Here is a 14,543-nt window from a genome sequence, read left to right on the forward strand (position 1 = left end):
GAAAATATTGAGTAAAAGTGGTTTGGAAACTGAAGTTCCCTATTGATTTTGCAGGGAAATTTCCTTGAAAACATCCTGAATTTCAATTACCGCATCGGTAAGGAAGGGATCGAACTGGGTTCCCCTGCCGTCACTGATTATTTTGATGGCTTCACTATAGGGGAAGGCTGCTTTATACACCCTGGAACAGACCAAAGCGTCATACACATCCACCAGGGAGACGATCCGGGCGGAGAGGGGAATATCATACCCCTTAAGTCCCCGGGGATAACCTTTTCCATCAAACCGTTCATGGTGGCAATAACAAATATCCCGGCAATGTTTTAAATAAGGAGTATCGCTATGGGTCAAAATAGACTCGATAATGTTTTTCCCGATGGTGGTATGGGTTTTCATAATTTCAAATTCTTCCGGATCTAATTTTCCAGGCTTAAGGAGGATCTTATCGGGGATGCCTATCTTGCCCACATCGTGGAGGGCCACGGATTTGACAATAATATCCGGTTCAAGGCTGCGGAGTTCATCCGCATAGGGAGATAATGATCCCATCACATGATCGATAAGGGCCTTTGAAAAAAACTGGGTTCTTTTAACATGGCTTCCGGACTCTAAATTACGGTATTCTATGATATTTGCCATGGCCTGGAGCATGTTGTCCAAGGTTGAGGTTATTTCCGCAGCCTTTTCCGCAACCATCTCTTCCAAGCTGTCACTGTAATTCTTTAATTCAATCTGATTCATTACCCGGAGTTTTACAATTTCAGGCTGGAAGGGCTTAGAAATAAAATCCACCGCCCCGGCGGATAGGGCTTCGCTCTCCGAATCCGAGGTGGTGATGAAGATTACTGGAATACGCTTGAGGGAATCATTGGTTTTCATCACATTGAGCATTTCATACCCATTCATCTCGGGCATAAAGACATCAAGTAAAATGATTTTAGGTAAAACCTCAGCATGATACAGAATTTCCAGGGCTTCTTTCCCATTTTCCGCGGTAATAATATGATAACTATCCTTGAGGATCTCCTCCAGGATGAGGAGATTCATTTCAACATCATCAACTACCAGAACCGTAGGAATTTTAGTACCGATCTTATCCATATTGCTCAATTACCTTATCAACATTTTTTATCGTCTCCTCAAAGCAGGTTTTAAAAGATTCCGGGACGCCGGATTTTACCTCTTTGTTTTTTATCTGGACTTCAAAATCAACAGACTGTTTGTAGAGCTCTGTTAAAGACAAATTAGCGGCAATCCCCTTAATAGTATGGACTAAGCCCTGGGCTTTTTCATAATCCGCCCCTTCTACCGCGGCGAGAAGGGCTTCCAGGCTGGGATCCGCCTTAAATTTGTTTAATAATTTTACATAGAGTTTGGTATTTCCCATCACCCGTTTGATGCCTTCCGTTAACTCAATATAAACAACATCGTTATCAGCCATGCTCTTCTCCTCCTCGAAAAACATTTTTACGATACGTATACTGAAAGTTTACCGGTTTTACACGATAATTGTCCATCCCGACTGATAGTATTCTGTCAACATACCCTAAGCAAGGCCACAGAATATGCTCCCTTAATACAAATCAACAAATTCCACCCCCCAAACCTTGAAATTTAAAGAAATAATTGAATAAAGTATACACAAAAAAATTCGTTTTAGCAATTAAAATAAGTTGAAATGTCATATTTTGAACCGGTAACGGTATTCCCGAAACTTCAATTTTGGGGGTGGCTAGGCGGTCCCCGTTAAAACCGTAGTCTGACCTTGGCGGTAACCAAACCGTTGGTTCCACTTATTTGTGGACCCAGTTCCCCCCGAAGGCCGTTTCCGGTAAAGGCATCCCGATCCAAAGGAACCCGACCGGTTAAACTGAGGGTTATCCCTTGAAAAAGGTCATGATCCAGGGTAAGGGATGGAGAAAAAGATATATCGTCCAGACTGCAAAGGACCGTAAGGTTTATCTGGGTATAATCACTAAAATGATAGAGGAAGGTACCGCAAAGGTAGTTCCGGTTTGAGAATCCGGTTTGATTTTCAGTACTTTGCGCGGTGGACGACGCGGCCCCATTGTAAAGGTATTCAGTCAAAACATAGAAATTTCCGTTAAAAAAAGAATAGTCAAACCCGCTACTTATAGAAAGTCCGTCTATGCCGGTACGGACTTCATGGTTATATCTATAAAGCAGATCGACGATAAAGCCTAATTCCATATCCGCCTTAAGAGACAAACCGGTACGGTGGATTCCATATTCAGAAGTATCCTGAGGAGATTCAAAGCTATATAAGACCTGGATACTTGCCCGATCCCAATGTTTATCTCCGGATATTCCCATGAGAAACCCCTTGCCATGGGCGTTAAAAGGATTTTTAGGAGTAGTGGTAAAGGTGAGCAGCTTAATGGTATCTTCAGGGTAGACGGAAAGGGCTGCCCCCAGTACGGCCCGGGGGCGGGCATCAGGAAAGAGGGGATTTCGGGGATTAAGAAAATCAGACGGACTAAAAACCTGGCCAAATCCAAAACCCAGACGCATGAGTCCCGTATCCACATCAAGATATTCGCCTTTTATCCGCATATAGAGCCGTTCTAGTTCCATGGCCGCCGCATAATTATCCCCCGTAACAAAAGCGGAGGCAGAGAAGGGGTTTAAAGTTGCACCGGCAAAACCGGCTAGGGCGGAACTACCGGCGGCGGCAATAAGATTGAAAGCCCCATAAAAATCAGCTCTGTCCCCAATTTTTGTCTGAAACCGCAGATTTGCATACTCTTCCCAGCCGAATAAAAAGGGGGATATGTCCCCGGTACCACCCTGAAAACTCACCTTACTGTCCAAAAAGCCCGAAAGGGTAAATCCCTCTGCAAGCAGCTCTGTCCCCAAAGAGAGTAGAATCATCCCTAAAAACAAGCCGAAAATCCGGATCTTTCTTTTCATACTATCATCCCTCCTTACTTTCCTTACCGTTCCAAATTTCTAGTGCTGAAGATCGAATTGGGGATGGGCTGATCCAGAATGATACTTTTCAGTACCAAGGTCGTTTTGCTGCCCCGGCGTAGGAGATCCCGAATCTCCGTTTCTACCGGGAAACGGCGGCCTTCGATTGTTTCGATCCTTTTCAGGTTGTATTCTTTAAGCTTTATCCCGGACAGGGCAAAAAGTTCATAATGGATACAGTCTCCATTCTCTTTATCTATCCAAAGTTTCTGTTTCGGGTAACTTTCGGTCTTCTTTTTCGCACTTAAATCCAGGACCCAACAATCCCGGTTGTTCCAGATTTCGGACCCCGCAAGAACCGGATTATACCGGGCCGATAGTTTTTCATTCTCAATGGTATCCTCATAGGAAAGATCCGACCCCATCATACTCTCCTTAAGCATATGTCCCGAAACAAGCATCACCTCCTCGGTATCCGGGGAATACACATAGAGTCGTCCTCCCCTTTTGAGGTACTTGGTTCCCCGATCCTCAGGATTGGTAAACTCAGTAAAATTGTCGGTATTCTCCCGGGCCCAGGCCTTCATAGTCTTAACATAGCGCCGATTTTGATACTCAATGATCATCTCCCCTTCGTATTCAATGGTGGTATAAATCTCATTATCATCCACCCGCCGTAATAATTCCGCCGCAGACGGCGTCTGAGCGGACACAATGGCCGCCGCCATTAAAACAAACAAAACCGCAAATACCCTTACTTTCGTTTTCATCGTAAACCTCCTAATAGTAACTACGAACCACACTAACAAACACAAAAAGGAAAACATGCCGAACAAAAAGTTCGTGTTTTTCGTGTGGTTCGTAGTTGAAATTCTTCATCTCCGCAGCGCTTCCACCGGTTCCACGAAGGCACTTTTCAGGCTGGGGAACAGGGTGAAGAGGGACGCCACCAGTACGCCCATGAGCCAGCTTTTCAGCAGGTTGACGAAACTGAAGGCGAAAAATATCGCGTTGGCCGCGGGCATTTCGGCGAAGGTGCTTTCCCCGGCAAGGGCGGTCCAGCGCAGGGGAAAGAACTGGCCCACGCCGGTAAAGACGCCCCCCAGGATCACCCCCGCAGTGGCCCCGGCTATAGCGAGGAACAGGGACTCGAAGAAGAAGACCCGGACGATTTCCCCACGGGTCATGCCAAGGCTCCCCATCATGCCGATTTCTTTGATCCGCTCGTGGATGATCATGGTAATCGTATTGACGATGAGGAGGCAGGCCACGATGAGGAAAACCAGGTAGATCAGGAAATACATGGGTTCGTACATATTCATCATCACGATCCAGTACTGATCCCGCCATTCGGTGACCACGTCTTCCGGGCCGAGGATTTTTTCCATCTCCGCGGCAATGCGCCCGCTCTGTTCCGGGGAGTCCCCGTAGACGATGATCTGCTGGGAAGCGTCGTCCAGCACGAGGAGGCGCTGGAGGCGGCCAAAGTCCACGATGATGGTCTCCCCGTCGGCCTTGGCGTAATCGAAGCGGAAGATCCCGCTGACCACCGGGGCCCACATCTTGTCGGAGAACTGGGCCGACACGGTTTTGAGGGGAATACGGTCGCCTATCCTGAGCCCCGCCTTTTCCGCAAGCCGCAGACCTATGGCGCACTCGTTACTGCCCCGCTCGGGCCAGCGGCCCTCCACCAGACCGTCATTCCGGTTCGTCAGGTTGAAGTGATTTACCGCCGTCTCCTCCCCCATGTTCATCCCCCAGAGGGTGGCGTGTTTCACCAGACTTTCCTGCAACGTGGCGTAGGCGGAGATCCGGGGAAACACCGCCCGCACGCCGGGAATGGCCCGGATCCGTTCCGTCACCGCCGCCAAACTCTGGCCCTCCGCCACGGGGTACTGGACAGGACTGTACTCGCTTTCCGCCTCGTATTGGGCCGACACCGCCCGGACATGACCCAACTCAAAAACCTGCACCACCTCGTGCATACTCTTCAACATCCCCTCGATGAGGGACGAATAAAACACGACGAAGAACACCGCTATCCCCACCGCCGCCACGCAGAACATGGTCCGCCTGAGATTGCGAAAAATGTTCCTGAACGCGATGGTGATAAGGGCCCCCGTTCCCCCCTGCCGATAATTACCGCTCATATAAACCTCCTTCATTCAAACCGCAGGCTTTGCGTAATCTCCATCTTCACCGCCCGGCGGGCGGGGAGCAGGGCCATGAGAGCCGAGAGGAGCGTGGCCACGATGCCGCTGCCTATGATGGTGTCCAACTTCCAGGTACCCCGGAAGTTGCCCGCCACCCGGTAGCCCATGCTGCCCCCCATCTGTTCCATCATTTCCGAAAAGTCTATGCCGTACTTGACCATAGGGATGTTGAGGAGGCAGCCGAGGATGATGCCCAGGACGGAACCGATGAGGCCCAGAAGGGCCGCCTCTACCATGTAGGTGAAAATGAGCTGGCCGCCCGTCATGCCCAGGGCCCGCATCATGCCGATTTCCCGGGTCCGTTCCAGGATCGCCAGGAGCATGGTGTTGGAAATGCCGATGAAGGCCAGGAGGAAAAGGAGGATGGAAAATATTTTGCTTGCTCCCGATTCCATGTTCTCGTAGCCCAGGTAGTCTTTCACATAGTCCGTCCAGAAAAACACGTCCAAATCATCGGGGAGGGCGAGGCCCCGTTCCGCAAGACCTGAGTCCAGGGCGGCGCGGATGGCTGCTTTGGTTTCGATACCGCTGGTCATGTCCGCCGCGCCCAGGGTCTTGTCCCGGATCAACAGTTCGGTGATCCGGCCTTCCAGCATCATTCCCGCCTCGTCCTGCAGCACGTCCAGGGGCATATAGCCGGTGTTGTAGTTGTTGACGGGGTCCGGGGAATTTACCAGGCCCACCACTTTGGCGTCGATCACCTGGTTCACATGCCGGACCGCGCCGGAAAAATCAACCCGGAGCATGGCCGCCAGAGCCGCGTCCCGTTTTGCCGGGTCTTCCTCGATTAAAAGGTACGCGCCGGTAAGTTCGTCGTATTCGTAGGCCCCGCCCACCAGCCGCTGTTCCTCCGCGTTCAAAAGGGGCCAGAGGTCCGCGTCCCACTTGTCCGCCCGAATCGAGTCCGGGGCCATCTTGTAGTCGATGACCGTGGAGATCCGCACGTCGTTGCGGCCCGTGGTATCAACCAGATTCCAGAGCCGGTCCAGGTCCGGCCGGGGCAGGTCCCGCCTGAGAACCAGCCGGCCCCTGGCCCGCTCCGCCGCGTATTCCTCGCTTTCCCCAAACTGGACTTTTACTTCCATAGGCGCGTAGCAGTTTCGGATAAAAGTTTCGTCCGCGGGAACAAAGCCGTCACCGACGGCGGCCCTCACCGCTTCGATCAAATCTTCCAGTTCCGCCGGTTCCGGCCGGGTAGGAACCCCCACCCGGAGTTTGTCCGCGGTCATCAGCCCCAGGGCGACGCCGAACTCGCCGTTTCGGATATACCGGCCCAATTCAATGTAGTCCGTGTAGGCCAGGGTCCGCGCTTCCGCCGCAGGGTCCACGGCGTATACCACCAGCGGCGCGGAGCCGGTGAGGGAATAGAGGGTTCCCGAAAAGGTGTACCGGGGGGCCGCGTCGTAGCCCGCCTTGTCCAGCGCGGCGGCGCAGGCCTCCCAGCCGCCGAAGGTCTCGTAGCCGGGCAGCTCGTCCTTCTTGTCGAAGTACCCTTTGGTTTGCAGCTTCGCCGCCCCGATCTCGTAGTTGATAATGTTCCGCCGGGACTCGTTGTTCATGCCGGCGAGCCAGCTATCCATAAAGATATAGACCGTCACGCTCACCATGATCGCCGCGCAGGTGAGGATCGTCTTCACCTTGTGCCGCGCCAGGTTCCGCAGCGCCAGCCGCTTTAATTCTATCACGCTTGAAATTGTCATTACTTCACCTCGTCGGATTCAACCTGGCCGTCCCGGATCCGGATGAGCCGGCGGGCGTGGTCCATCACCATAAGGTCATGGGTGGAGAAGATGAAGGTGGTCCCTTCGAGTTGGTTGAGCCGCACCATGAGTTCCAGAATCTCCCGACCTATGGTGGAATCCAGGTTCGCCGTGGGTTCGTCGGCGAGGATCAGGGCGGGCCGTTTTACCAGGGCCCGGGCGATTGCCACCCGTTGCTGCTGGCCGCCGGACATCTCCTTGGGCCGCCGCCTCTCCATACCCTCAAGCCCCACCTGGGCCAGAACCTGCCGGACCCGGTCCCGGACTTCCCCCTTGTCCACCCCCAAAAGGGTCAGGGGAAAGCCGATATTTTCCTCCACCGACAGAACGGGAATAAGGTTATAGGCCTGAAAGATAAAGCCGATGCTATGCCGCCTGAGCAGGGCGAGCCGCTTCTTTGAAAGCCCCGCAATATCGGTCCCGCCAACACTCATAGTCCCGCCGGTCAGGGTGTCCAGGCAGCCCGCCAGGTGGAGGAAGGTGGACTTGCCGCTCCCGGAAGGCCCGGCAATGGCGGCAAAGTCCCCGCCCTGAAATTCCAGATTCAACCCCCGCAGGGCGTGGACCGTCTGCCCGTTCAAGCCGTAATCCTTCACCAAATTTTCCGCTTTTACCACTGTCATAGTATGCTCCTCAAAGTTACCTGATAACCAACCATGTCATTGCTCCCCCTCATTTCTATCTCCTCTCTCCTCCCGCCGTAGTTCCGTCAAAGCCTCAAGGCCGAAGATGTCCTTTGCCTTGAGTTCCTCGGTAATTGAACTGGGAACCAACATCATGGAATTCCCCGCTTTGAGCCCTTCATTCAAAATCGAAAGGATCTTGAGCTTCATCGCCGGTTCGGTTTTCGCGTAAATCCGAACCGCCTCTTCCAGCTTTCTGGCAATCTCTATCTCCGCTTCCGCCAGAAGGATCCTCCCCTTCTTTTCCCGTTCCGCCTGGGCAAGCCTTGAAAGGGAATCCTGGAGATGTTCCGGAATCTGTATATCCGTAATTTCGATATGTTGTACGGTGATTCCCCATTCGGTGGTTTTTTTATCCACTTCTTCCTGAATCTGCTTTTTAATGATATCCCCTCTTTCCAGGAACGTAGTCAAATCATGGCTGCTCACCGCGTTTCTCAGGGCTGTCTTTGAGGAGAGGATCACCGCATCCTCGTAGTTCTGAACCTCCAGGACCGCTTTTTCCGGGTCCCAGACCAGCCAGAAACACAGGGCATCCACGGTCACCGTCACCGAATCCAGGGTGAGGGTTTCTTGGGCGGAAAAATCAGTCACCCGGATTCTAAGATCCACCCGTTGGGCTATCCTATCCGCAATGGGAATAAGTACAAAAAGCCCCGGTCCCCGGATTCGGTAAAACCTACCGAAACGCAGCACAATGGCCCGTTCCCATTCTTCCAGCCGTTGTATTGCCGGGACAAAAAGCACCGCTAGGGCCATAAAAATGAGGGACAGAGCTAACCGGGGAAAACCTATAATTCCAAAAACACCGACCAGCAGGATGTATATTTTTATCCCCGCCCCCCATCGAGGGAAGAAAATCAATAATATAAGGGTTACACAGGGCATTCCCAGAAGTATTCCTAATTCCGGTAACGAAGGCGGAGAACCGGTAACCAATGAGCCTCCCAGGATAAAAAGCACCCCAATTCCTAAAAAGCCTATTCCCAGCGCGTTCAGGGAGAAATCCCGAAGTTTCTGCCGGGGCTGAATATTTTTAATAAGCTGTTTAACCGCAGGATTTTTATTTTTCTGGGTAGATCCATTAAACTTCATGTTACTCCTCCTATAATTCCTAAACAAAATAATTTTCAATAAGCTGTTTAAGTTCCTCTTCTCCGACTCCCAAATTCTGCATCTCCTGAACAAACCGGCCGATAACTTCCTGGATCTTTCGATTCCGTTCATCCCGTTCCTGAATCGGTTTTTTATCGGAAACATAGGTCCCGCTTCCCACCTGGGTAATCAGGATCCCCCGGATCTCCAGTTCCCCATAGGCCTTTGCAATCGTGTTCGGGTTGATCCGCAATTCTATCGCCAGGGAACGAATGGTAGGTAATTTATCCCCCGGTTTTATCCGCTCCGACAGAATCGCGTATTCTATCTGCTGGATTATCTGCCGATACACCGGTACACCCTTATCCGTGTCCAGAGAAAAATATAATTTCCTCTCTGCATTTGTACTATTCATCTAGTACAATCGTAAATGAACTAGTACAATATGTCAATTACTTTTTTTATTTTTTATGCTATTTAGGGACAATTTAGGGGACAGAGCTTATTAGCTGGAAAAGAAGTCTAAAGTCCGCTTTTTTAAAAATTTACGATTTCCCGAAGCAATATGAATATGAGATCCATAATAAAGAGTTATGAGACATCCAAGAAAACTTAAGGATAACGCCACTTATCATGTGACGGTCCGGGCAAACCGGAGGGAGATGGTTCTTTTTTGTACGGCTATGCGGATTTTGTTCCTCAATGTGGTAAAACGGGCAAAAAAGAAATATAAATTCCAAATAGACAATTTTTCTATCATGGGAAATCATGTTCACCTTATTATTCGGCCGGGAAAGGATGAATCCTTATCCCGTATCATGCAATGGATATTAAGTGTCTTTGCTATGGCATGGAACCGAGCCCACTTTCAGACCGGTCATGTATGGGGAGAACGATTTTTTTCCAAGATCATCAATGATTGTATCGAATTTATCAAAACATTTCATTACATTTCGCAAAATCCGGTAAAGGCCCAATTAGTCAAAAGTCCTGAAGAATGGGAATTTGGAGGACTCTGGCATTTTATTTCAGGGAAAAAAGAAATAATTGGGGAACCCGCATCATGGATCCAAGAGATATATCGGAATTATTGAGAATATTCTATCCCTGGGATCGTAAACAGCTCTGTCCCTCTAGATACTAATTTTTGAAGCTATGGAGAGGGGCAGGTATCCTGCCGCCCCGGGCGATAAAGGAGTCGCTTTTCGCCCTGTTTACCGCCATAATGGGAGTACCCCCTAAAAGGCCGCCGAATTCCGCCCATTCCCCGGCTTTTTTACCCGGCACCGGAATGACCCGTACCGCGGTGGTCTTATTGTTCACCATCCCGATGGCCATTTCATCGGCAATGATCGCCGAAATCGTTGCGGTGGAGGTATCCCCCGGAAGGGCAATCATATCCAGTCCCACCGAGCAGACCGAGGTCATAGCTTCTAATTTATCCATGCTTATAGAACCGGCTCTCACCGCCGCGACCATACCTTCATCCTCCGAAACCGGTATGAACGCCCCGGAAAATCCTCCCACATGGGTCGAGGCCATAACCCCCCCCTTTTTTACCATATCCGTCAGCATGGCCAGGGCCGCGGTAGTTCCGTGGGTTCCCGCCGACTCAAGGCCCATCTCTTCCAGGATCCGGGCTACCGAATCCCCTACCGCGGGGGTAGGGGCCAGGGAAAGATCCAATATTCCGAAGGGAACCCCTAACCGTTTGGCCGCTTCCATCCCTACCAGTTGACCCATACGGGTAATCTTGAAGGCCGTTTTTTTGATAATATCCGCCAGTTCATCAAAATTTGCGTCCCGATGCCTTTCCAGGGCGGCCTTCACCACCCCGGGACCGGAAACACCCACATTAAGGCATGCCTCCCCTTCCCCGACCCCATGAAAGGCCCCGGCCATAAAGGGATTATCCTCCGGCGCGTTACAGAAAACCACTAACTTCGCACAGGCGATCCCATCCGTGCCGGCGGTTTTTTCCGCGGCGGCCTTGATCACCTCTCCCATGCGGCGGACCGCGTCCATGTTGATACCGCTTTTCGTACTAGCCACATTTACCGACGCGCAAACCCGTTCCGTAAGGGACAGAGCTTCAGGAATCGAATCAATAAGCCGTCTGTCCCCCTGGCAAAAGCCCTTTTGTACTAGGGCAGAGAACCCCCCGACAAAGTCAATACCCAGTTCCTTGGCGACCTCATCCAGGACCACCGCATAGGGGGTATAATCTTCGTCCCCGGAAGAACCGGCAATAAGGGCCATGGGGGTAACCGAAAGACGCTTATTGATAATGGGGATACCGTATTCGACCTCTATCTGCCGGCCCGTCTGAACCAGGGATCCCGCCGTCTTAAGGAGTTTTTCCCGGATTCTCCTCCGGGTCTCCCCGCCGGACGCGGAAGCGCAATCCAGTAGGGATACCCCCAGGGTAATGGCCCGGATATCCAGTTTGTACCGCAGGAACATATCCACGGTCTCTTTTATTTCAAATGGGGTAAATAACATAAGTTTTATATACGGTGCATGGCGCTAAAAACCTGTTCATGCATGATGCTGATGGATACCTTCATGGTTTTTCCAATTTCATCAAGTTCTTCTTTGATCTTTTCCAGGGAAACACTGCCTTGGGAGAGGTCAACCATCATAACCATGACAAAGTTACCCTTTAAAATGGTTTGGCTTATATCTTCTATATTGATATTCCGTTCCGCCAAAAAAGCGCTTACCCGGGCAATTATACCAACATGATCGGTACCTACCACGGTGATAATCGCGTTCATCCTATTCCCCCTAATCCGGTTTTATCATGTGTTCGGTAAGAAACAAATCCAGTACCGTTAAGAAAAGAATCACCACCATCGGACCCACTATAATACCATTAAACCCATAAACGCTCACCCCCCCCAGGATAGCAAAAAAAATGATCAGGGGATGCAGCTGGATCCGGTTCTGCAAGAATATAGGACGCAGAAAATTATCCAGGGTAGAAATAAAAAATCCCGAAATAATAAGAAACAGGATTCCTTTAAGGATTTCGCCATTGAGAATACGGATAACCCCTATGGGCAGCCATACGAGACCCGCTCCAAACATGGGAATAAAAGCGCAGATCAAGGTCAAGCCGGCAAAAACCAGCGCCCCCTTGACCTGGAAAATTACAAAAACAATATAGGCCATAATAGCCTGAACCAGCGAAACCATGATGTATCCGAAGAAAAGATTCCTCGTGATATCCTTAAATTTCCCCACCAGAGCGGTAATATGCTCTTTTCTAATAGGGATAGCGTGGAGAACGAGCCGGGAGAGATAGGCGCCATCCATATAAAAGAAAAAGAGGCTAAATATCATCAGTACCAGCCCAAAAAGAAAGGAACCCACATCCCGGGCTAGGCTGCTGCTCATTTGTATAAGATTCTGGAGGCTTGAACTCAAATAGGCGACTATTCTCCGCTGAATCTCATCGGCGCTGATGATGATTTGATCCGAGGTAATATCCCGGATAAATTCGGATATTTTTTCCAGCATATCCCGGATGATTCCGGGATTATGGTTAAAGGTATCCCGTGCCAAACGGATAAGTTCCGTGATCTGTCTAAAAAACTGGGAGGCCACAAAAAAAAGCGGGATCAGGATAAGTATCACCGTTCCTAAAGAAAATATCCCCGCCCAGATGTTTTTGCATATCATCCCCTTTATGCCTGAAGTTTTAATTTTTTTTACCACCCGTTGGTGCAGGGGGCTTAAAAGTATATAGAGTAAGGTGGACCATAGAAGAACGGTAAAAAAGGGGGCAAAAAGCCGGAACACTATCACCAGTAGTATAATGAGGATCGCAACAAATACGGAGTTTTGTACAGCCTTTGACCAACTCATAATTCTAACAATATCCTTTCCGCTTCAGCCCGCCGGGAATAACCGGGGTTACGGGTCAGAAGATCCTGAATATACCGTTTGGCTGAATCGGCGTCTCCAAGGCTAACATAGGTATTACCCAGGGCCAAGATAGCATCCCAGTTATTGGGAACCAGCCTAACCAAATCCTGGTAAATATCCCGGGCCTTGGTTAGGTCCCCGGCGCCTATATAGGCCAGGGCTAAATTTTCCCGCACCGTGGTATTATTAGGTTGAATGGTCAAGGCCCGCTCGTAGTGTTCCACACTTTGGACCCATTTTTCCTGTTTGGCGTACGCCTGCCCCATGTTGTTATTAACCTCAAAATTATTCGGTTCCACCCGATAGGCTTCACCAAGAACTTCCAATGCCTGATCCGGAAAACCTCGGGCGGTATAAAATTTTCCCAAGTTTATCCGGGGCAAGAGATACCGGGGATCCAAAGAAGCGGCTTTGGTATAGGACATAACCATATCGTCCGAATTCCCCGCCGCCTCATGGGCAAGTCCCAGGGTATAATTATATTCTTTGTTGTTCGGGCCCCTATCCGCGGCTTTTTTTGCGAATCCCACCGCTTCGGTGCTTTTGTTAAGGGCAAGCTTAACCACCGCCATGTTGTAATTGGTCCGGTCGTCGTTGGGCGCCGACTCCAGGGCTTTACCAAAGGAAATCTCTGCGGCGGCATAATCCCCGGCGGCACTCTGGACCACCCCCAATTCCCGCAGGGCGGCGAGATCCTGGGGCTCGTAACGCAGGATCTGGGTGAATGCGTCAATCGCCCCCCGGGTATCACCCTTGGCGGAAAGAATCCGGCCTATTCCCCGGTAAGCCGCGGTATAATCGGGCCGTATCGCCACTGCCTGCCGGAAAGCGGCCAGGGCATCGTCCCGCTGCCGCAGCTCATAAAGGGCAATCCCCAGGTTATACCAGGCGGGTTCAAACCGGCTATTAAGACGGGTAACCGTTTCAAAGGCCTGTCGAGCCTCGGCAATTTTGCGGGAACTGAAATAGGCCCGTCCCAGTTCATAGGAGTACACAAAATTATTGGGCTCCAATCGGACCGCTTCCCGGAATTCTTCCGCGGCGTTATCCCATTGGCTGAGATCCCGGTAAATCTTTCCCAGGGTATTGTGGGGCATAGCCTGGGAAGGGTCCTTTTCCAGGGCCTCTCGGGCATGGGATTGGGCGGCTCGAAGAGCTTCCTGCCCTTCGGGATTGTTTTTATTTCGGGAATATCCATCATAGTAGGCATCCGCTACCTCCGCGAGCTTTTGCGCTTCAAAACGGGGCTGTCCCGGAGGTATATTGTCCAAAGCGGTATCAAAGGCTTTGATAGCGCTGTTGAAATTATTCCCCGTAACGGCGGCCTTTCCCTGAGAGATATAGTCGTTTACGAGGCGCATTCGGGCTTGTAATTCCCGGGACTGCCGGGCAAGTTCTTCCTCCTCCGCTTTGCGCCGGGCCGCTTCCGCCTCCTCATTGGCCCGTTGTTCCGCCTCCGCCACAAGCCGGGCGGCGGCTTCGGCTTCTTCCCGGGCCCGTTCCTCCCCGGCATTCCGTCGGCGTTCCGCCTCCAGCCGTTCCATGGCGGCAATTTCTTCCAGAGAAGGTCTGCCTTGGTTGGCCGCATGCTCCCGGGTCAGGGCTTCCCGCTGGGCGACCAGAATCGCATCCCGCATATTACGGGCCTCCTCGTCGAAAACGTTCTCAATCAGGAGACGGTCCAAAAGGTCCAGGGCTCGCTGATAAGCCTCCTGCTCCATATATTCCCGGGCAAGTCTGATGATGTTGTTACGAGGAACGTCGGTCCCGGTATTATTATCATCGTCCAGGGTGATATTTTTTCCTCCGTTATCTTCCCCTTCCGCCTGCCCGTTATCGTTATTAAAGAGAAAAATTGCCCCTATGGTAAGTAATATAATAACTACAACCCCCAGGGCTATCCCACCAATGACTATGACTCTTTTATTCAT

14 protein-coding genes are annotated in these 14,543 nt (G+C 50.9%); 1 reads left to right on the plus strand and 13 read right to left on the minus strand.

Features of this window, described 5'->3' with window-relative positions:
* Positions 1–39: 39 nt before the first annotated feature.
* The 9 genes from LQZ21_RS01795 to LQZ21_RS01835 form a co-directional block, all read right to left on the minus strand.
* Positions 40–1,101 (minus strand): HD-GYP domain-containing protein, encoded by a 1,062-nt coding sequence (locus tag LQZ21_RS01795; RefSeq protein ID WP_411042429.1) that lies wholly within the window; start codon positions 1,099–1,101, stop codon positions 40–42.
* Complete coding sequence (locus LQZ21_RS01800) at positions 1,094–1,441, minus strand: Hpt domain-containing protein (RefSeq protein WP_411042430.1); 348 nt, start codon at positions 1,439–1,441, stop codon at positions 1,094–1,096. Before LQZ21_RS01800 ends, LQZ21_RS01795 begins: the two co-directional genes overlap by 8 nt.
* Before the next feature lie 305 nt (positions 1,442–1,746).
* Positions 1,747–2,931 (minus strand): hypothetical protein, encoded by a 1,185-nt coding sequence (locus tag LQZ21_RS01805; RefSeq protein ID WP_411042431.1) that lies wholly within the window; start codon positions 2,929–2,931, stop codon positions 1,747–1,749.
* A 23-nt stretch (positions 2,932–2,954) separates the two neighbouring features.
* Positions 2,955–3,701 carry an outer membrane lipoprotein-sorting protein gene (locus tag LQZ21_RS01810; protein ID WP_411042432.1) on the minus strand — a complete coding sequence of 249 codons (747 nt, stop codon included), beginning with the start codon at positions 3,699–3,701 and terminating at the stop codon, positions 2,955–2,957.
* A 105-nt stretch (positions 3,702–3,806) separates the two neighbouring features.
* Positions 3,807–5,081, minus strand: a complete 1,275-nt coding sequence (locus LQZ21_RS01815) for an ABC transporter permease (RefSeq protein ID WP_411042433.1) — start codon at positions 5,079–5,081, stop codon at positions 3,807–3,809.
* Positions 5,082–5,092: 11 nt separating this feature from the next.
* Complete coding sequence (locus LQZ21_RS01820; protein ID WP_411042434.1) at positions 5,093–6,844, minus strand: ABC transporter permease; 1,752 nt, start codon at positions 6,842–6,844, stop codon at positions 5,093–5,095.
* Positions 6,844–7,527, minus strand: coding sequence for an ABC transporter ATP-binding protein (locus LQZ21_RS01825; RefSeq protein ID WP_411042435.1), 684 nt, complete (start codon positions 7,525–7,527; stop codon positions 6,844–6,846). Before LQZ21_RS01825 ends, LQZ21_RS01820 begins: the two co-directional genes overlap by 1 nt.
* Positions 7,528–7,563: 36 nt before the next feature.
* Complete coding sequence (locus LQZ21_RS01830; protein WP_411042436.1) at positions 7,564–8,682, minus strand: slipin family protein; 1,119 nt, start codon at positions 8,680–8,682, stop codon at positions 7,564–7,566.
* A gap of 19 nt (positions 8,683–8,701) precedes the next feature.
* The gene (locus LQZ21_RS01835; RefSeq protein WP_411042437.1) at positions 8,702–9,034 is read right to left on the minus strand and encodes a GntR family transcriptional regulator; all 333 of its coding nucleotides are present in this window, start codon (positions 9,032–9,034) and stop codon (positions 8,702–8,704) included.
* 241 nt (positions 9,035–9,275) lie between these two features.
* Here LQZ21_RS01835 and LQZ21_RS01840 point away from each other — a divergent pair, with 241 nt between their 5' ends.
* A complete protein-coding gene (locus tag LQZ21_RS01840; protein ID WP_411042438.1) occupies positions 9,276–9,776 on the plus strand; it encodes an REP-associated tyrosine transposase in 501 nt (166 codons plus the stop codon).
* Between the two features lie 46 nt (positions 9,777–9,822).
* Here the strand turns inward: LQZ21_RS01840 and LQZ21_RS01845 are convergent, their stop codons facing one another.
* Genes LQZ21_RS01845 through LQZ21_RS01860 form a run of 4 tightly spaced genes read right to left on the minus strand, consistent with a single transcriptional unit; the run spans position 9,823 to position 14,543 of the window.
* The gene (locus LQZ21_RS01845) at positions 9,823–11,184 is read right to left on the minus strand and encodes a PFL family protein (RefSeq protein WP_411042439.1); all 1,362 of its coding nucleotides are present in this window, start codon (positions 11,182–11,184) and stop codon (positions 9,823–9,825) included.
* A 5-nt stretch (positions 11,185–11,189) separates the two neighbouring features.
* Positions 11,190–11,459: an ACT domain-containing protein gene (locus LQZ21_RS01850; protein WP_411042440.1), complete on the minus strand. Its 270-nt coding sequence runs from the start codon at positions 11,457–11,459 to the stop codon at positions 11,190–11,192.
* Between the two features lie 10 nt (positions 11,460–11,469).
* A complete protein-coding gene (locus LQZ21_RS01855; RefSeq protein WP_411042441.1) occupies positions 11,470–12,552 on the minus strand; it encodes an AI-2E family transporter in 1,083 nt (360 codons plus the stop codon).
* Entirely contained in the window at positions 12,549–14,543 is a 1,995-nt protein-coding gene (locus tag LQZ21_RS01860; protein WP_411042442.1) for a tetratricopeptide repeat protein, read from the minus strand. The genes LQZ21_RS01855 and LQZ21_RS01860 overlap by 4 nt, the downstream gene beginning before the upstream one ends.

This window comes from Treponema sp. TIM-1 (assembly GCF_046533115.1).
GTDB lineage: Bacteria > Spirochaetota > Spirochaetia > Treponematales > Breznakiellaceae > JAIRMO01.

Bases quoted from the DNA above. Each gene is read 5' to 3' on its own strand.
- LQZ21_RS01795 (WP_411042429.1), bottom strand. From the start codon at position 1,101: ATGGATAAGATCGGTACTAAAATTCCTACGGTTCTGGTAGTTGATGAT.
- LQZ21_RS01800 (WP_411042430.1), bottom strand. From the start codon at position 1,441: ATGGCTGATAACGATGTTGTTTATATTGAGTTAACGGAAGGCATCAAA.
- LQZ21_RS01805 (WP_411042431.1), bottom strand. From the start codon at position 2,931: ATGAAAAGAAAGATCCGGATTTTCGGCTTGTTTTTAGGGATGATTCTA.
- LQZ21_RS01810 (WP_411042432.1), bottom strand. From the start codon at position 3,701: ATGAAAACGAAAGTAAGGGTATTTGCGGTTTTGTTTGTTTTAATGGCG.
- LQZ21_RS01815 (WP_411042433.1), bottom strand. From the start codon at position 5,081: ATGAGCGGTAATTATCGGCAGGGGGGAACGGGGGCCCTTATCACCATC.
- LQZ21_RS01820 (WP_411042434.1), bottom strand. From the start codon at position 6,844: ATGACAATTTCAAGCGTGATAGAATTAAAGCGGCTGGCGCTGCGGAAC.
- LQZ21_RS01825 (WP_411042435.1), bottom strand. From the start codon at position 7,527: ATGACAGTGGTAAAAGCGGAAAATTTGGTGAAGGATTACGGCTTGAAC.
- LQZ21_RS01830 (WP_411042436.1), bottom strand. From the start codon at position 8,682: ATGAAGTTTAATGGATCTACCCAGAAAAATAAAAATCCTGCGGTTAAA.
- LQZ21_RS01840 (WP_411042438.1), top strand. From the start codon at position 9,276: ATGAGACATCCAAGAAAACTTAAGGATAACGCCACTTATCATGTGACG.
- LQZ21_RS01845 (WP_411042439.1), bottom strand. From the start codon at position 11,184: ATGTTATTTACCCCATTTGAAATAAAAGAGACCGTGGATATGTTCCTG.
- LQZ21_RS01850 (WP_411042440.1), bottom strand. From the start codon at position 11,459: ATGAACGCGATTATCACCGTGGTAGGTACCGATCATGTTGGTATAATT.
- LQZ21_RS01855 (WP_411042441.1), bottom strand. From the start codon at position 12,552: ATGAGTTGGTCAAAGGCTGTACAAAACTCCGTATTTGTTGCGATCCTC.
- LQZ21_RS01860 (WP_411042442.1), bottom strand. From the start codon at position 14,543: ATGAATAAAAGAGTCATAGTCATTGGTGGGATAGCCCTGGGGGTTGTA.